The 18,635-nt window shown below is 27.7% G+C and carries 20 protein-coding genes; all 20 read left to right on the top strand.

All coding sequences use genetic code 11. The annotated features are described in order from the left end of the window. Positions 1–160 precede the first annotated feature (160 nt). The 20 genes from LEBU_RS06205 to LEBU_RS06115 all read left to right on the top strand — a co-directional run bounded on the left by LEBU_RS06205 (position 161) and on the right by LEBU_RS06115 (position 18,595). Positions 161–919: a tRNA threonylcarbamoyladenosine dehydratase gene (locus tag LEBU_RS06205; RefSeq protein ID WP_157859541.1), complete on the top strand. Its 759-nt coding sequence runs from the start codon at positions 161–163 to the stop codon at positions 917–919. Between the two features lie 23 nt (positions 920–942). Further along, entirely contained in the window at positions 943–1,911 is a 969-nt protein-coding gene (locus tag LEBU_RS06200; protein ID WP_015769483.1) for a hypothetical protein, read from the top strand. Positions 1,912–2,271: 360 nt separating this feature from the next. Next, positions 2,272–2,622, top strand: a complete 351-nt coding sequence (folB, locus tag LEBU_RS06195) for a dihydroneopterin aldolase (RefSeq protein WP_015769481.1) — start codon at positions 2,272–2,274, stop codon at positions 2,620–2,622. Between the two features lie 23 nt (positions 2,623–2,645). Then, positions 2,646–3,131: a 2-amino-4-hydroxy-6-hydroxymethyldihydropteridine diphosphokinase gene (gene folK, locus LEBU_RS06190; RefSeq protein WP_015769480.1), complete on the top strand. Its 486-nt coding sequence runs from the start codon at positions 2,646–2,648 to the stop codon at positions 3,129–3,131. Positions 3,132–3,336: 205 nt separating this feature from the next. Beyond that, positions 3,337–3,933, top strand: a complete 597-nt coding sequence (gene folE, locus LEBU_RS06185) for a GTP cyclohydrolase I FolE (RefSeq protein WP_015769479.1) — start codon at positions 3,337–3,339, stop codon at positions 3,931–3,933. A gap of 35 nt (positions 3,934–3,968) precedes the next feature. Then, positions 3,969–5,435 carry a hypothetical protein gene (locus tag LEBU_RS06180; RefSeq protein WP_015769478.1) on the top strand — a complete coding sequence of 489 codons (1,467 nt, stop codon included), beginning with the start codon at positions 3,969–3,971 and terminating at the stop codon, positions 5,433–5,435. A gap of 199 nt (positions 5,436–5,634) precedes the next feature. Next, on the top strand, positions 5,635–5,919 hold the full coding sequence (locus LEBU_RS06175) for a hypothetical protein (RefSeq protein ID WP_015769476.1): 285 nt from the start codon (positions 5,635–5,637) through the stop codon (positions 5,917–5,919). A gap of 24 nt (positions 5,920–5,943) precedes the next feature. Then, entirely contained in the window at positions 5,944–6,252 is a 309-nt protein-coding gene (locus tag LEBU_RS12260) for a GAD-like domain-containing protein (RefSeq protein WP_238974468.1), read from the top strand. Between the two features lie 4 nt (positions 6,253–6,256). Then, positions 6,257–6,451 carry a T6SS immunity protein Tdi1 domain-containing protein gene (locus LEBU_RS12255; RefSeq protein ID WP_238974467.1) on the top strand — a complete coding sequence of 65 codons (195 nt, stop codon included), beginning with the start codon at positions 6,257–6,259 and terminating at the stop codon, positions 6,449–6,451. 136 nt (positions 6,452–6,587) lie between these two features. Next, the gene (locus tag LEBU_RS06165) at positions 6,588–7,973 is read left to right on the top strand and encodes a bifunctional folylpolyglutamate synthase/dihydrofolate synthase (RefSeq protein WP_015769475.1); all 1,386 of its coding nucleotides are present in this window, start codon (positions 6,588–6,590) and stop codon (positions 7,971–7,973) included. A gap of 68 nt (positions 7,974–8,041) precedes the next feature. Next, complete coding sequence (gene folP / locus LEBU_RS06160; protein ID WP_015769474.1) at positions 8,042–9,124, top strand: dihydropteroate synthase; 1,083 nt, start codon at positions 8,042–8,044, stop codon at positions 9,122–9,124. A 37-nt stretch (positions 9,125–9,161) separates the two neighbouring features. Continuing rightward, positions 9,162–9,698, top strand: coding sequence for an NUDIX domain-containing protein (locus LEBU_RS06155; RefSeq protein ID WP_015769473.1), 537 nt, complete (start codon positions 9,162–9,164; stop codon positions 9,696–9,698). Positions 9,699–9,734: 36 nt separating this feature from the next. After that, positions 9,735–10,370, top strand: coding sequence for a methyltransferase domain-containing protein (locus tag LEBU_RS06150; protein WP_015769472.1), 636 nt, complete (start codon positions 9,735–9,737; stop codon positions 10,368–10,370). 112 nt (positions 10,371–10,482) lie between these two features. After that, entirely contained in the window at positions 10,483–11,616 is a 1,134-nt protein-coding gene (locus LEBU_RS06145) for an ATP phosphoribosyltransferase regulatory subunit (protein ID WP_015769471.1), read from the top strand. Position 11,617: 1 nt separating this feature from the next. Next, entirely contained in the window at positions 11,618–12,235 is a 618-nt protein-coding gene (gene hisG / locus LEBU_RS06140) for an ATP phosphoribosyltransferase (protein WP_015769470.1), read from the top strand. Positions 12,236–12,364: 129 nt separating this feature from the next. After that, positions 12,365–13,645: a histidinol dehydrogenase gene (gene hisD, locus LEBU_RS06135; RefSeq protein ID WP_015769469.1), complete on the top strand. Its 1,281-nt coding sequence runs from the start codon at positions 12,365–12,367 to the stop codon at positions 13,643–13,645. A gap of 248 nt (positions 13,646–13,893) precedes the next feature. Next, a complete protein-coding gene (locus LEBU_RS06130) occupies positions 13,894–15,087 on the top strand; it encodes an ATP-binding protein (RefSeq protein ID WP_015769468.1) in 1,194 nt (397 codons plus the stop codon). Between the two features lie 36 nt (positions 15,088–15,123). Then, the gene (locus LEBU_RS06125; RefSeq protein WP_015769467.1) at positions 15,124–15,789 is read left to right on the top strand and encodes a hypothetical protein; all 666 of its coding nucleotides are present in this window, start codon (positions 15,124–15,126) and stop codon (positions 15,787–15,789) included. Positions 15,790–15,817: 28 nt separating this feature from the next. Then, positions 15,818–16,891, top strand: coding sequence for a histidinol-phosphate transaminase (gene hisC / locus LEBU_RS06120; protein WP_015769466.1), 1,074 nt, complete (start codon positions 15,818–15,820; stop codon positions 16,889–16,891). 78 nt (positions 16,892–16,969) lie between these two features. Continuing rightward, positions 16,970–18,595, top strand: a complete 1,626-nt coding sequence (locus tag LEBU_RS06115; protein ID WP_015769465.1) for a S16 family serine protease — start codon at positions 16,970–16,972, stop codon at positions 18,593–18,595. Positions 18,596–18,635 lie beyond the last annotated feature (40 nt).

The raw sequence follows: 18,635 nt of genomic DNA, 5'->3' as shown, positions 1-18,635 counted from the left end.
ATTCAGTTATATATTATTGTATTGTACTTACTATCTAATAAAAATTATTAGGTAGTTTTTTATTTATAAGGAAAGTAAATTTATCTTTTTTTATTGTATTTAAGCTATTTACATTTTCCTATTTTATGATATAATATGGTCGAAATTTCAGAAGGGAGATATTGAAAAAATGAATCAGACATTTGCAAGATTTTCGATGCTGGTTGGAGAAGAAGGAATTGAAAAATTACGTAATTCTAAAGTAATAGTTTTTGGAGTTGGAGGAGTTGGTTCGTATACGGTTGAGGCTTTGGCACGTTCTGGAGTGGGACATATTACAATGGTCGATTTTGATGAGATTTCAGAATCTAATATTAATAGACAATTACATTCTTTGAGAAGTACAATTGGAAAATCTAAGACAGATGTTATGAAAGATAGAGTTTTTGATATTAATCCAGATTGTGAGGTGGAGTTGATAAAAAAATTGGTTTATGAAGATTTTGATGAAATTTTTGAGAATAATAGGTATGATTTTGTTGTAGATGCAATTGATGTTATTGGGAGCAAAATTAATTTGATTGAATATTGCGTAAAAAATAAAATAAACATTATTTCTTCAATGGGATTTGGAAACAAGATGCATCCTGAAATGGTGGAAATTTCAAAAATAAAAAATACATCTGTCTGTCCAATGGCTAGAACAATTAGAAGTATTTTGAAAAAGAAAAATATTTTTGATATTCCTGTTGTATATTCAAAAGAACAGCCTGTCAAGCCGAATAAATCAGAGTTGTTTAAAGAAGAAGCCCCAACTGAATTTAGGGAAAACAATGAAATTCCAAGAAAGACTACTCCTGGAAGTAATGCTTTTGTGCCAGGAACAGCAGGGCTTGTATTGGCATCTTATGTTATAAGAAAAATTTTGGAATGGGATTAAATAAAAAAGAGAGGTGAAGTTAATTGGCAGAAAAAAATGAAGTTTTGAAGACAAATGAAAATATTGAAATGTTAGAAAAAAATAGAAATAATAAAAATAGCTTTTCAAATTGGGATCCAGATAGGAAAAATTTAATAATAAAAATATTAATTTCAATTGGTTTGGTGTTATGTATTTTTGGAATAATGGACAAAATTTTTGAACATACGATTTTTAATTTTTTCAAGAACTTAACAATGCCTTATTTGGAAAAAACGTACGAAGAATCTAAAAAGATGTTTTTAACATTGTCCCTTTTAAAAGGAACAACTGATATTATTGAGGGAAGTACGGTAAATGTCAGTATGATTGTAGGAATGGAAATTGAAATTGGAGATATTATTCAGCCAATTTACGATATGATAAATATTTTGTGGAAAGTTTCGCTTGCAAGTGTAGTAATATTGAAATTAGAAACAATTTATTATGAAATTTTTAAAGTAAAGCTGGCTACAATTTTGACTTTTATTTCACTAATTACAATATTTCCATACACAATTTATAAAAATAAAATTACAGAAATTTTAAAAAAGATTTCTAAATATTCTTTTTTTACATTGCTTTACATTTACATAGTTCTTCCAAGTGCAATATTTGTAAATTCCACAATTTCAAGCTATTTTGAAAAAGAATACAAGGAACCTGCAATTGTAGAACTCAATCAGGATTTAAACAGGCTTAATAAAGTAAAAGATGAAATGCTCGTTTTAGACCAGTCTAAAAGCATTTTCAACATTCCTGGGCAAATTGATAGTGCAAAAGCTAAAATTGACAATTTTTCAAAAGAAATAAATACTATTTCAAGAGATTTAGTGGAAAATACACCTGTTATTATTGGAATAATTTTATTATCATCAATTGTATTGCCTGTATTAATAGCAGTTTTACTTTACATGGTTACAAAATCAATTATTTTCGAAAAAATAAACGGGAAAAAAAGTGAAAAAAAGTAAAGATTGAGGTTGATTGTTATGTTAGAAAATTTTATGTTAATAATGATTTGCATAATTTTATTTATATTATTTATGAAATTATTTAAGATAGCCTTGTTTTTAATTTTATTGGGAGGGTGCATTTACTTTTTAGGAGGCTTTTACGGAACAATAGTTGCGGTCATTATTTTCTATATAATTAACAGAAATAAAAGCTAAAGAAATTTAAATCTCTAGGTAATATTTATTATTTAGAGATTTTTTTATAAAAAATTATGAAAACCAATGATTTCAAAATAAGACCTGTATTTTTAAGACTTTATATGTTAAAATAATACGTAATCATATAAAACTAAAAAAATAATTTAGGAGAAAGTTCACGTGTATAAAATTAAAATTAACAATATGAAATTTCATTCATATATTGGTGTTTATCAGGAAGAAAAGAAAATTGGACAGAATATTGAGATTGATTTGATTATTTCGCTTTCAAAAAAAATTATTAAAGATGATGATATTACCAGTACATTAAGTTACGGCGATTGTTATAGAAAAATTAAAGAAATTGTGAAGGCAAGCAATGTGGATTTGCTGGAAACACTTGCTTTGGAAATTATAGAGGAAATAAAAAAATTGAATGATAAAATTGAAAGCGTTCAAGTAAATATACGAAAATTGGCTGTTCCGATTAACGGAATTTTTGACAGCGTTGAGATTCAGATAAAGGATTAAATTTAGAATTTAGGAGTGAATAAATGAAAAATAAGGTTTATTTGAGTTTGGGAAGTAATATTGGAAATAGACAGGAATATATAGAAAGTGCTATTGAATTAGTTGGGAAAACTGAAGGAATTAAAATATTGAAAAAATCTGGATTATATGAAACAAGTCCAGTTGGATATGTGGAACAGGATTTATTTTTGAATGCAGTAATTAAAATTGAAACTGATTTTTCAGCAAGAGAAATTTTAAAAATTATTAACAAAATAGAAAACGAATTAGATAGAAAAAGAGAAATCAGATGGGGACCTAGAACAATTGATATTGATATTTTAATTTTTTCAGATAAAAAAATAAACGAAACAGACTTGATAATTCCGCATAAAGAAATGTTGAATCGGTTGTTTGTATTGGTTCCATTAATTGAAATTTACGATGGGGAATATTTTGAAAAAGAAAAAATTATTGAAAGAATAGAGGAATTAGTGGCAGTTGGAAATCAGAAAATAGAAAAATTGTAATTTTGATTTATTTTGATTTATTTTAATTCACTAATTCATTATTTTATGTTTGTGTGTTGTAGTTAAGAAGGGTTAAAAAGGAAATTTATCGAATTATTAATTTAACAACTACATTATCGGACGTAAGTAAATTTTAAATATTTTTAAATTTAAAAAAATTAACAACAAAATAAAAATATAAAAAGAAAAGGAAAATTATAAGATAATGACAGAAAATAAAAATTTAGACATAGACAAAAAAACCAGATTAGAAAATATAGAAAATGCAGTGCGAAAAATATTGATAAATATTGGTGAAGATATTAATAGAGAAGGTCTTATTGAAACACCAAAAAGAGTTGCGAAAATGTATGAAGAAATTTTGAGTACAAAAAGTATAAATGATTTTGATAATTATAAATTATTTGAAGTTGATTTAGATAATTCACAGGAAATGATACTTATAAAGGATATACCATTTTTTTCAATGTGTGAGCATCATATGTTGCCTTTTTTTGGAAAAGTTCACGTTGCATATATTCCAAGAGAAAATAAAGTTATTGGACTTAGCAAGATACCAAGACTTGTGGAATTTGTTTCACGAAAACTGAGTGTCCAGGAAGAAATTACTGTAAATGTTGCAAAAAAATTGATAGAAATATTAAATCCATTGGGAGTTGCTGTTGTGGTTGAGGCACGGCATATGTGTATTGAAATGAGAGGGATTAATAAGATTGGTTCAGTTACTAAAACGTCGTTTTATAGTGGAGAATTTAAGGTGAATGTGGATAGGAAGAAGGAGTTTTTGGATGGGATAAAATAAAATTTTAAGGATATTTTTTAGTTTGGAGAAAAAATATGATGGAGTTAATAACTAAGGAAAAATTTTATAAATTAATGGAAGAATATTCTGAATATATTTTTTGGCGAAAATACGAGGATATATCTGAAAATTTATTACAAATATTAAAAGAGGATATTTATAAGAATGAAAATTCATACGACATACTGACACCTTTTAAAGAAGGGGGAAAAGATTGGTTATTGAAATATGTATACAAATATCAGCCTAGAACTGGAAAAATTTTAAAGGAAAACTCTAAACTTTTTGGTGGAGTAGATTTAGATACTAAATTAGAGTATACAGAAAAAGGAGAATTGGGAAATACTTTCTTAGGATTAGAATGCAATGATACGATAATTGAGATTGAAAGAGAATTTTATGGAAATAACTTATGTGATAAAGAGGAAAATAAAACTATATCTAAGGAAATAAATAGGTATCATTTTCTTCCAGAAAAAATAAAGATGGCTTATTTTTATAGATTTAGTGGATTTGGAACTAGCGGAATCGGATCTGTATTACCTTGTAACAGCTGGGATAGTTTTGATGGATATATGGATTCGTACAAAATTCCTAAAGGGAAACAGAAGAGATGGTATAAATGGATGGAACAATTTATGCCGAAATTTGATTTGAAATCATTGGGCGGAACATGTACGGATTTTATGAGTTTTCTGGATACAAGATATGAAGGAAATGAAAATGAAATTGAAACAACGCTATTTGTGAAGACACATTTAAAAGATGGAATTGTATATGCAATACAAAATGGCGATATAGAAAATATGAAGATACTTAGCAACCCAGCTGAAGCGATAGATAGATATTGTGAATATGTTTTGACAATGCACAAGACAGATTTTGATTTTACCCCGTATTTTGAAGTACTAGAAAAATTGGATGGAAAAGGAACAACTAGTATTTCTATGGAAGAGGAAGATTTGTATATGGTGGAAATAAGGGTGGCATATATAAAAGGTAAATATATAGGTAACAAAGAAAAGGAGTTAAAATGGTATGAACAGATGAAATGGTATTTAGATTTTCATTCATTTGAAAATAATTATGTAAAATTAAGAACAGATGATGGTTGGTTAAATCAAGATAATTCATTAAAATATTTAGATACATCAACAGATAAAAGAATAAAAGAAATGATAGAAAAAAATGAAGTTGAAGAAATACAAATTTTTTCGATTTTAGATAGAGGAAAACTAAATGGTGAAAGTGATGTTGTTGTTTTTATAACATTTAATAAAAAAGAAGGATTGAGTACTTTTCACATATGGGATTATTATACCGAAGAAACGGATATGAATGAAAAAATAAATGAAATGAAATTGTTAATAGAACCAGAAATAGAAGAAATATTCGACTGGAAATGTAAAAATAAATTCCCTTATAATTATGTAAAGTTTGGAAAAAAAGGATTAATCCCTGAAGCGAAAATAGATAGAATTTATAAGAAAACAACGAAGTGAGCAATAAAATGTTTGAAGAAAATAATTATTATATAAAATTTGTAAATAACAAAAAAACAACTTTTGAAGAAGCTGAAGCTATTTTAGAATCTAAATATAAAAGTCATTAGAAAATAAAAAACAGGCGTTAGGATTAAGATTAGATTTAGTTGAGATAGAAAAACAGATCCCGTATATATCTAAAAGTTTGAGTATATCAATGTTAGATGGGAAATTTTTACTGGAAGTTAGTGATGAAGATGAGGAAGAAGATTATGAATATTATTATTATATAAATCCAAATACACCGACAGCATTGACATATTATCCAAATTATCCAGATTTAATAGATAATAATCTGCATAAAGTTCCTTTAAGTATGTTTACGGAAGATAAAGAATTTGTTTGTGAAGTTATAAAAGATTTTTTTGATAAAGGAAATACTGAAAAAATAAAGGAAAATTATATAAAAAATAAATCATTGATGGATAAGTATAGAGGATAAAATTAATAGAATAGGAGAGTAGTCATGATAAAAGGTGAAGAAATATTAAATGATTTTAAAAAAGAAAAAGATATGCCAACAGAAATTATTGAAAAATATAAAGGGCAAGTGCCAGATGAGATTATAGAAATTTGGAAAAATTATGGATTGGGAAGTTTTTTGAATGGGTATTTAAGAGTGATAAATCCAGATGATTATAAAGAATTAGTAGAAGAGACTTATTTTAGAGGAAAAGAGTCGATACCTTTATTTGTAACGGCTTTTGCAGATGTAATAACATGGCAAGAAAATGAGTATATTGGAATAGTGTTGTATAAAGTTGGAAGACTTTGAAATAATGGCTTCTGGTATGGATTTCTTTTTTTCAGATATCTATACTGAAAAAAATTTTACAGACAAATACTTTGATTTAAATTTATATGAAAAAGCTGTAAAAAAATATGGAGAATTAGAGTATAATCAAAGTTTTTGTTTTGCTCCATTGTTAGGATTAGGTGGGAAGAAAAGTGTTGATAATTTAGATAAAGGGTAGATAAAGGAGATACTTTGACACATATTTACTTGATTACAGAGCTTGTGGGGAAAGTGGGAATAGATGATTAGAATTAAACTGGAATATCAAAATAAACTTAACAAATGATAATTTTACAAAAATAGGAGAAAAAGTGATGAAAGAATCATTATATGGAGAAAAGAAAAGAGTAAAATTGCTTGCAAAAATTTTAGACAAAATGAATAATCCAGCGAGTGATGTTCGGGTCATTCATGTTAGCGGAACGAATGGGAAAGGTTCAACTTGTTATATGATTAATAGCATTTTGTGTGAAATGGGATATAAAGTTGGATTATTTACGAGTCCTCAAATAACGACAATTTATGAATTGATTAAGGTTAACGGGGTTGAAATTACTGAACTGGAATTTGAAGGTTGTAAAAATAAATTAAGGCAGGTTTTAAATGAGTTGAATTTGAACTTGGAGAATGATTTGTCGTATTTTGAAATGGTGTTTTTGATTGCGATGATACATTTTAAAAATAAGGATGTGAATGTTCTGATTTTGGAATGTGGACTTGGAGGAGAACTGGATGCAACGAATGCAGTTTCAAAAATTGATTATACTATTTTTACAAAGATTGGGATTGATCATAAAAATATTTTGGGAAATACGATTGAGGAAATTTGTCAAACAAAATCAAAAATTATAAGAAAACAGAGCAATGTTATAATTGCTCCAAATCAGAGAGATGTAGTTTATGAAATTTTGGAAAAAGAAGCAAAATATAAAAATTGTGATGTTTTTTCAGCTGAAAAAAATATAAAAATTGAAAAAGTAGAAAATAAAGAAAAGAATAGACAAAATATTTACGAAAAAGAAGATTTTAAATCTGAAAACAATTTAGAATTTCAAAATAAAGTTAGAGCTGAAATAATTGGAAATTATGATTTTGGGAAAAATTTTAAAAATAATAAGTATTTTTTTAAATTTGGACTAAAAGGAGAGCAACAGCTAGAGAATTTGGCAACAGTTTTGATGTGGTATTTTAGATTTTGTGATGATTCTAAAAATAGTGTAGAAAATACAGAGAAAATATTTGATAGAACCTTGGGAACATTGCAAATTGCAGGACGGATGGAAAAAGTTGAGGAAATTAAAAATGTATATTTGGATGTGGCACATAATGAGGATAGTGTTGAGGCATTTGTAGATTATGTTAAAAAAAATTTTTATAATAGGAAAAAAATTTTTGTAGTTGGATTTTTAAAGGATAAAGAAGTGAAGAAATGTGTAAATCTTTTAAAAATAGTTGGGGATAATTTTATATTGACAGAGCCGAATAATGAAGAAAGAAAATTGGATTCAGAGATTTTGGAAAAATATTTTGAAGATAAAAAAATTGAAAATCCTAAAAATATTATAATTTCTGAAAAGAATATTGAGAAGGCTTTTTTGAAAGCGTTGGAATTGAGGGAGAATGAAGATGAGTGTATTTTTGTGGTAGGATCATTTTATTTGTTAGGGGAAGTTAAAAAGGTTATTGAAAAATATTTTTAATTTAATCAGAATAAAGATTTAAACAGAAAAAACAGATATATCATTTAAGAAGGGAAAGAAATAAAAAAATGATTAAAATTAATGAAATTAAGAATAAGGATTCAAAAAATATTATTATTGAATTTAATGGAAATAAAGAAGAACTGTGTAAATTTGAGAATTTTTTGGAAGAGAAGAATATTTTTTCATTTAATAAAAATGAAGAAATTACAGCTATTTTTAAATATTCAGAATTAAAACAACTGGTTGAGATTTTGAAAAGAAAAAATAATTTTGAATTTGAAAATGGAATTAATAAATTGGAAGAGATTTTGCAAGAGAATAGGCTGATTTGGAAAGGAAATAATTTCGAGTTTGATTTGACGACGGATTCTGTAATTTATTCTATTTTGAATATTACGCCAGATTCATTTTATGATGGTGGGAGAAATTCGAGTCTAGATAAGGTTTTGAAGCGAATTGAAGAAGATATTAGAAATGGGGCTAAGATATTTGAATTTGGGGGGAAATCGTCTAAGCCTAATTTTGATGATATTTCGGCAGAAGAAGAATGGAATCGGATTGAAAAATATATTCAGGCTGTGAAAAAGGAGTTTCCAGATATTGTGCTGGCTTTGGACAGTGATACTGAGGAAGTTATTGAAAAAGGACTGGATGCGGGTATTGATATTATTAATGATTTTAATGGATTTACTTCGGAAAAGAAATTGAAATTAGTTGAAAAATATAAACCTGCGTTGGTTGTTATGAATAATGGACGATTTGATGAAATTCCGAACTTGAAAAATTATTTGGAAAATTATTTTGATGAGCGAGTAAAAGCAATTTTAGAAATTGGAATTGAAAGAGAAAAAATTTCGATAGATCCAGGAGTTGGGTATTCTTCAAATAATAGCATGAATACGCCTGAGGATATTGAAAGAATTAAGTCGATAAAATATTTACGTAATATGAGATTACCAATAATGATTGCTATTTCAAGAAAAAGTTTTAATGAGAAAATATTTGGGCTGTCGCTAGAAGAAAGACTTCTGGGAACATTAATGTTTGAGAGTCTGATGGTGCAAGATGGAGGAAGAATTTTGAGGGTTCATGATGTGAAGGAAACAAGGGATATTTTGAATATGCTGGAAGTTTACAATAAAATTTAATTTTAAAATTAAAGAAAATATTCAAAAGGAGAAAATTTTGAAAATAGAAAATTTTAATTTCTTAAAAAAGCATTTACAAAATTTAGCAAAATACAAGCCTGAATTTAAAACAAAAATTGAAAAAATTCTAAAAATATTATTACAAGAAAAATTAGAGAATTTAACAAACAGAAAATCTAAAGTTCATTTATCGGCAAGTGCTGTAGTTTTTAAAAAAGAAAAATGTTATTTTATAAAACATCCATATTTAAAAACTATTTTATTGCCAGCAGGACATGTAGAAAAAGATGAAATACCTTTAGATACCGCTATTCGTGAATTTTATGAAGAAACTGGTTTGTTTGCAAAAATTGATGAAAATATGCAAAATTTTGGGCTGATTGATGTGAATGTGATTGAGATTCCTGAAAATCCTGTGAAAAGTGAAGGGGAGCATATTCATATTGATTTTCGGTATAAACTTGTTTTGGACGAAAAAAAGAAAAGGCGGGAGGCTGAGTTGGAATGGTTTTTGTTGATGGAAAATGAGGCTGATGATGAGTTTAAGAAGTATTATAAGTATTTAATTTATTAAATTGTTTTGAAAAATTATTAAATATAAAGGTGTATTATGAAAAAATTTATAGAGGATAATTATTTAGAAGATATAAGAAAAAAAATTCCTGCTTATGATTTGATGCTTGAAATAATATTTAATGCTGTTTTGCAGGTTGAAATGAAAACTTTGAAAATAAAAAATGTTTTATCAATAGGCGGCCAGAGTTTTGAAGTTAAAAAATTATCAAAAATATGTAAAAATTCTGAAATAACATTAATAGAGCCCAGCGAGATTATGATAAATATTGTAAAAAATGAATGTAATAATTTGAAAAATTTAGAGTATATTTGTGATAAGTTTGAAAATTATACAAATAATAAAAATTTTCAGCTATGTTTATGTCTTTTAGTTTTGCAATTTGTTGACAATTCAAAAAAATTTTTGGAAAAAATTTATAAGAGTCTTGATAAAAATGGAGTATTTATAATAAGCGTTTTTTCAAATAAACAACTGAATTATTGGAAGGAATTTGCATTAGCAAGAGGAGCAAGGAAAGAGCAAGTTAAGAAAACGTTTCGTAATCAATCTGAGGTAATGAATGTTTTACCTGCTGATTATGTTGAAAATTTGTTAAAAGAAATTGGATTTTCTAAAATTGAGAAGGTTTGTGAGGTTCTTTCAGTGAGTATGTGGGCTGTGAGAAAATAAAGATTTATAGAAAATATTTGAATGAAGGGGAGTTAAAAACTTCCTTTTTTTGCAATTATTTTGATTATATGATAAGATAAAAGTAAAACAGGTGTGGAAAGTGAAGTAAATTATGAAAAATTATATAAAAAATATGAGTAAAAAAGATTTAGTGTTACTAAATATACGGAAAATGTATGATTCGTATGGATATAAAAAGATTTCTCTTCCGAGTTTCGAGGAATATGATTTGTATAATGAAAATAAGGATTTTATTGATAGAAATGTATTGACTGTTATGAGTCCGAATGGAAAATTGTTAGCGTTGAGGCCCGATATTACGTTGTCGGTTGCAAAAAAGGTGTCTAAAGATCAATCTTTGAAATACAGTAAAATTTATTATCAGGAAAATACTTACAATCTGACAAAATATGTTGGTTACGAAGAGGATGAACAGCTGGGGATTGAATTAATTGGGAAAGAATCGACGTTTTTGGATTTTGAGATTATTAATCTTGCAGTAAAAAGTTTGGATATTATAAATAAAAAAAGTATGATTGTTTTGTCGCATGCGGGATTTATTTCTTCGATTTTTGAAAATTTTGATTTGGAATATGAAGTAAAGGAGCAAATATTTGACTGCATTAATCGGAAAAATAGCCACGATATAGAAAAAATATTGGAAAATAATAAAAATGTTTCAGAAAATGTGAAAAAATTAATTTATAAAATTCCTGAGTTGTCAGGGAATTTGGAAAATATTGAAAAGGAACTTTTGAAATATGAAATAAATGAGAATACGAAAAAAATATTATTTGAACTCAAACAATTAAATAATTTATTATTGAAATTTCATAAAAAATCGAAAATTATATTTGATTTTTCTATTGTAAAAAACTTGAATTATTACAACGGAATTATTTTGCAAGGATACATTGAAGATTTTCCAAATGTGATTTTAACTGGTGGCAGATACGACAAATTGTTTGAAAAATTTGGGGTTGATACTGGAGCGGTTGGATTTGCGATTTTGACTGATGGGCTGAAGGGGTATTATAAAGATGAGAACAAAAATGATTTTGAAGTTTTGATTGTTTATGATAACAGTGATTTTGAGAAATTGGTTGAAATTATAAATGATTTTCAGAAAAAGGGGCTTAGAGTAAGGACGGAAAATATTGAGAATTTAGGTGAAAGTGATTTTGAAATTTTTAATTTTGATGAGAAATATATTTTTCAAAATGGGGAATTGAAAAAGGAGGAATAGTATGATAAATATAGCTCTTCCTAAAGGGAGATTAGGAAATAAAGTGTATAATTTATTTGAGAAAATAGGCTATGAAAGTGCGGAAATGAAGGAAGATAATAGGAAACTGATTTTTGAGAATGAGGAAAAAAATATTAGATTTCTTTTAGTGAAGCCGTCGGATGTAGGGGTTTATGTCGAAAAGGGAAGTGCGGATATTGGGGTTGTAGGAAGGGATATACTGCTTGAAGAAAATCCTGATGTGTATGAATTGATGGACTTAGGATTTGGGAAATGTAAGTTTTCGATTGCGGGTCCAGTGGATTTTAAGGAAAATTTTGATAGACCTCTTGTGGTTGCAACGAAATATCTTAATGTGGCAAAAAATTATTTTGATTCGATTAACAGAGATGTGGAGCTTATAAAATTAAATGGTTCCATTGAGATTGCACCGATTTTGGGACTTTCGGATGTGATAATGGATATAGTTGAAACTGGGACAACTTTGAAGGAAAATAATTTGAAGGTTCTTACAAATATTGAAGATATAAGTGCTAGATTTGTTGCTAATAAATCGAGTTACAGATTTAAAAATAAAAAAATTGAAGAAATTGTTAATAAAATAAAAGAAATTTTGTAAATAGTTTAAAAATTAAACAAAATATAGTAGCTACACAAAACATTCATAATTTTTAAGGCTTATTTTAAATAAAATTACTATGAAAATATTTAAATAAATATAATAAAAAAAGAAGTGGAGTGATGCGTTATGATTAAAACGATCAAGTATTCAAAAGATGTTGATTTGGAAAAGGAGCTTGCTAGAAGCCAGTTTTCGTACGATGATGTAAATGAAACTGTGGAAAGCATTCTGAAAGATGTTAAAGCTAGAGGAGATAAGGCTTTGATAGAGTATACTGAAAAATTTGATGGTGTAAAACTGGAAAATTTGGAAGTTACTGAAGAAGAAATTCAAGAAGCATTTGACACAATTGACAAGGAATTAATGGAAGTTATTCAGTATTCGCATGACAACATCAAGAAATTTCACGAAAAGCAAGTTAGGAATGATTTTTTAATAAGACAGGAAAATGGCGTAATTTTGGGGCAAATAGTTAATCCGATTGAAAAAGTTGGACTTTATGTGCCTGGGGGAACAGCGGCTTATCCTTCGACTGTGCTTATGAATGCAGTTCCAGCTAAAATTGCAGGATGTGACGAAATTATAATGGTAACACCGCCAACTGCAGATGGAACAATCTTATCTTCTATTCTTGTTGCGGCAAAAATTTCTGGAGTTGACAGAATTTTTAAAGTAGGTGGAGCTCAATCAATAGCTGCCCTTAGTTACGGTACAGAAACTGTTCCAAAAGTGTATAAAATTGGCGGACCAGGAAATATTTACGTTGCAATGGCTAAAAAAATGGTTTATGGGGAAGTTTCGATTGACATGATAGCAGGACCAAGTGAAGTGCTTATAATTGCTGATGAAAGTGCAGATCCAGTTCATACAGCCGCAGATTTATTGTCACAGGCGGAACACGATAAACTGGCAGCCTGCATATTAGTTACGACTTCTGAAAAATTAGCAAATGAAGTTAGTAAGGAATTGGAAAAGCAGTTAAAAGAATTGCCGAGAGAAGAAATTGCAAGGGCATCGATTGAAACTCAAGGAAGAATAGTTATCGTTGACAATATGGATGATGCTGTTTTTGTAAGCAATTTTGTAGCACCAGAACATTTGGAACTGGCAGTAGACAATCCATTTGAATTATTGCCAAGAATAAAAAACGCAGGATCAATATTTATGGGACACAACACGCCTGAACCAATTGGAGATTATCTAGCAGGCCCAAATCACACATTGCCGACAAGCGGTACTGCCAAATTCTCTTCTCCGCTCTCAGTAGACGATTTCGTTAAAAAATCTTCGTTTATTTACTATTCAAAACAAGGACTTGAAGAAGTTAAGGATAAAGTAATTAAATTTGCTGAAAATGAAGGGCTTACGGCTCATGCTCGTTCGGTTTCTAAAAGATTTGAGAAATAAAAAAATATAATTTGTCTGAAAACTAATTTTTAATAATTTTTTGAAAAGTTTGAAAATTATAAAGTTTGAGTTTTCAGGCTTTTTCTATAATACTAAGATTTTTCGTTTTTAAAATAAAAAGTATTTAATTTTTGAAAGTTTTTATTTTAGAAAAGAAAAAGTTTGTGAAATTAGAAAGTTTTTTGATTTGAGAATAAAAAAATTGATTATTTTTCTTTTTTTTGATATACTTTGTATGAGGTGATTTTATGGTTAAAAGAACTGAATACTTGGAAAAATTGAAAAAAGTGAAAGATATGCAGATAATAAAGGTTATTACAGGCGTTAGGCGGTGCGGAAAATCTACATTGCTATCTCAATTTAGAAATTTTTTAATGGAATCGGATGTTTTGGAAGAACAAATAATTTCTATAAACTTTGAGGATTTGAAGTTTGAAGATTTAAAAAATTATAGAGCATTGTATCAATATATAGAAGAAAGGCTTGTGCCTAATAAAAAAAATTATATATTTATTGATGAAATTCAGGAAGTTGAGAATTTTCAAAGGGCAGTGGATTCTCTGTTTATAAAGGATAACACAGATATTTATATAACAGGCTCCAATGCGATGATGTTATCTGGCGAATTGGCAACACTGCTTTCAGGCAGATATATCGAAATATCCATATTGCCCTTATCTTTTTCTGAATATCTTAAATTGGATGAAATACAGGATGTGAGACAGGCTTGGAATAAATATTTTGAAAATGGCGGATTTCCTTATGCGACACAAATAAATGATGATGATATAAGAAAAGACTATTTAATGGGAATATACAACACAGTTTTGCTAAAAGATATAGTTGCAAGAAATAAAGTACAGGATAGTACTTTGCTTGAATCTGTAGTAAAATTTCTATTTGAAAACATTGGAAATATTGTTTCGCCTAAAAAAATAGCAGATACACTTGTTTCCTATGGCAGAAAAACGACATCTTCTACCGTTGAAAATTATATAGAAGCCTTGAAATCGTCGTTTATATTGTACAAAGCTGGACGTTATGATATAAAAGGAAAACAACATTTAAAGTCGCTGGAGAAATATTATATAGTTGACATAGGACTAAGAAAATTGCTTATAAATAAAAAGCATAGCGATATTGGGCATATTTTGGAAAATATAGTTTATTTGGAATTAATTAGGCGTGGATATACTGTGCATATAGGTAAAATTGGAGATCTGGAAATAGATTTTATAGCAGAACGAAATAATGGAAGAGAATACTATCAAGTGTCAGCAACGATACTTGATGAAAATACATTCAAGAAAGAGATAACACCATTAAAAAAAGTTAAGGATAATTTTCAGAAGTTTATAATTTCGATGGATGAAATAAATCTGAGCGAAGATGGAATAAATCATCTAAATATTTTAGATTTTTTACAAAATAGAAATAATTAGAACAAAAAATTAACAACAGAGTAATTGGAGGAATTAATGAAAAAAATACTACTAGGATTGTTCATTTTGGGAACATTGGGAATGGCACAACAGAATTATGAAGTTTTTGTGAAAAGTGGTGTTAAAATTTCACAAAGTGAAGTTGATAGGGATAGTAAAGAAATTGAAAATACTGTTAATAAGATGATTAATGATTATGAAACTCGTGATAAAAAAATTATGTTGGAAAAATCAAGAATTATGTTTTTAAGAAATATGAAAAATCGATATCATAATAACAATAATTACTATATTAAAGATATAGAATTTTTTGATAAAATGTCTGAAGTTATGGCAAATGAAATGATAACTGGCTTATCTAAAAGTAAATATGTTCCAAAATCTATTTCTTTTACAGGTAAAAATATTGCTAAAGTGGAAATAATTGAAATATTACCTGATTTTAATAATCTTTCTGGCGGCGATGAAGATGTGGAAAAAGCAGCAAAAAAAGCAGGAGTGACAGATGAAGAAATAAATAATTTGGAACACATTAGCGATCTAAATAATCAAAAAAGAGAAAAAATCTTAAAGTATTTAGGTGAAGAGCTTAGAAAACAAATAAGTGAAACTACTGAAGAAAGTAATGTGCTTGAGTTTAGAAAAGTAAATGGAAAATGGGAAACAAAGGATAAATTATATGATTTGTCAGAATTCAAGTAAAAATTGTGCTTAAGGAGGAAATTATAAAATGAGTAAATTTTGGAATGATAAAATAAAAGAAATAGAGCCTTATACGCCGGGAGAACAGCCGAAAGACAAAAAATATATTAAACTTAATACAAATGAAAATCCTTATCCGCCATCATCAAAAGTTATAGAAAAAATAAAATCTATGAATTTGGAAGATTTGAAATTGTATCCAGATCCTGATGTAATGGAGCTTGGAAAAGTTATTGCTGAATATTTTTCTAATAAAATAAACGATAAAGTTACACATAAACAAGTGTTTATTGGAAATGGATCGGATGAAGTTCTGGCATTTATTTTTATGACATTTTTTAATGCGGGAGATAAAGTTTATTATCCAGATATTACATACAGTTTTTATCCAGTTTATGCCGATTTATTTAATGTAAAGGAAGTCAAAATTCCTTTAAATGATAGTTTTGAAATTGAAATTCAAAAATATTTTGGCTTGGATGGGCATATAATTATCGCAAATCCGAATGCACCAACTTCGATTGCTTTAAAATTGGATGAAATTGAAGAAATAGTAAAAAACAATCCAAACCAGCTAGTTATTATTGACGAGGCGTATGTTGACTTTGGAGCAGAAAGTGCTGTAAAATTAATAAATAAATACGATAATGTTCTTGTAGTTCAGACATTTTCCAAGTCACGTTTTATGGCGGGAATACGGCTTGGATATGCACTTGGCTCTGAAAATATAATTGAAGGGCTGAATAGACTGAAATTTTCATTTAACTCATACACAATCGACAGAATTTCAATTGAAGCTGGAATCGAGTCGTTTAAGGATGATGAGTATTTTGAAAAAACTAATGCTAAAATTATTCAGACTAGAGAAAAAACGGTTGAAAAATTGAAAAAATTAAGATTTAATGTATTAAATTCAAGTGCTAATTTTATTTTTATTTCTCACAACAAAGTTTTCGCAGGCGATTTGTATAAACAGCTAAAAGAAAATGGAGTTTTAGTAAGATATTTTGCAAAAGATAGAATTGATAATTATTTGAGGATTACGATTGGTACGGATGAGGAAATGGGGATTTTTATTGAGAAATTGGAAGAAATAATTTAGAATTTAGAATAAAGATTAAATTTTGTTTTTTATTTTGATAGAAGTTTTGCTATTCTAATCGTATGAAAGGTGTTAAGGATGATGTCGGATATAAAAAAAGAAATTGAGAAAAAAAGAGAACAGTTAAAAAATTTGAATATTAGTCTTGAGGCAAAATTAAATGTAGAACAGTATATCAATGAATTAGAAGAGAAAAATTTAGATCCCTCGCGAAAAGTGAAATGTGAAAAATATCTAAGATTAATTTTGGACGAATTGCAATGGGGAAAAAATACAGAAGAAGCAAAATTAAATATTACTAAATTGAGAGAGCTTTTAAATAAAAATCATTATGGAATGGACAGAGTAAAAGAAACAATTATAGAAAATCTAGTATTATTAGAGCATATAAAAAAATATAGCAAAGGTAAAAAAAATCCTACTATTCTGTGTCTGACAGGCGGTGCTGGTATTGGTAAAACCTCTCTTGTTTTATCAATTGCAGAAGCATTGGGAAGAAAATTTGAAAAAATTTCAATAAGTGGAATTAATTCAGGATTTGAATTGAATGGACTCTCAAAATCTTATACTTCTGCTATGCCAGGAAGAATTATAAAGGCTTTAGCAAAATTAAGATGCGATAATCCTGTAATTTTGTTAGACGAAATTGACAAAGTTTCAGAAAATAAAACAAATGGAGATATTCAAGGAATTTTATTGGAAATATTAGATCCTGATGATAATAAAAGATTTAGAGATGAATATTTGGAAATAGAATATGATTTATCAAATATAATGTTCATCGCTACAGCAAATTATTTAGAAAAAATTTCTAAACCCCTGCTTAGTAGAATGGAAGTTATTACCCTTGACAGCTATAGTGTTGAAGAAAAAATAATTATAGCTCAAAATTATATAATTCCTGAATTAAATTTACAAGTTGGTGCTAAAAATTTTAATTTGACCGAAGATGTGTTAAAATATATTATTGAAAATTACACATTAGAAGACGGGGTTAGAAAACTAAAATTAATTTTAAAAAAAATTTATGGGAAAATAATAAAAAATAAATTAGAAAAAAAGAAATTTAAAAAGATTACCCTTGAAAATATTGAAGAATATATAACAGCAAATAAAATACCAACTAATAACATTATGATTCCTGATAGAAATAAAAGCCGAATTGGAAAAGTTATGGGATTGGGAGTAAATTCTCTTGGTGGTCGTATACTTCCAATCGAAGCTGTTGTAATAGAAGGAAAAGGCGAGAAAAAAGTTACTGGAAATTTATCTTCTGTAATAAAAGAGGGCATAGAAGTTGCAATAACATACATTAGAGCAAATTGTGATACTTTTGGCATAAAAAATAAAGATTTTTATTATAATCAAGACATTCATATTCATTTTGATGACAACAGTATTCCAAAAGATGGGCCTTCTGCTGGAATAGCTATAACAACAGCGATTCTTTCTGCATTGACAAAATTGGAAATTAGGCAAGATACAGGTTTTACAGGTGAAATTACTCTTAGTGGTGAAATTTTAGCAATAGGCGGAGTTACTTCAAAAATTGAAGGTGGCTACAAAGCAGGAATAAGAAACTTTATAATTCCTAAGGAAAATGAAGCACAGCTATTAAGAATTGATAAGAAAATATTAGAAGACATCAAAGTGCACTTGGTCAGCGATTATAAAGAAGTTTTTGAAATATTAAAAAATATATAAAACAAATATTATGAAGCAAGGGGGTAATTCCCCTTGTCAG

The organism is Leptotrichia buccalis C-1013-b, from assembly GCF_000023905.1.
GTDB classification, from domain to species: domain Bacteria; phylum Fusobacteriota; class Fusobacteriia; order Fusobacteriales; family Leptotrichiaceae; genus Leptotrichia; species Leptotrichia buccalis.
Note: the sequence above shows the minus strand (reverse complement) of the source record. Positions and strands in the feature narration are given on the sequence as shown.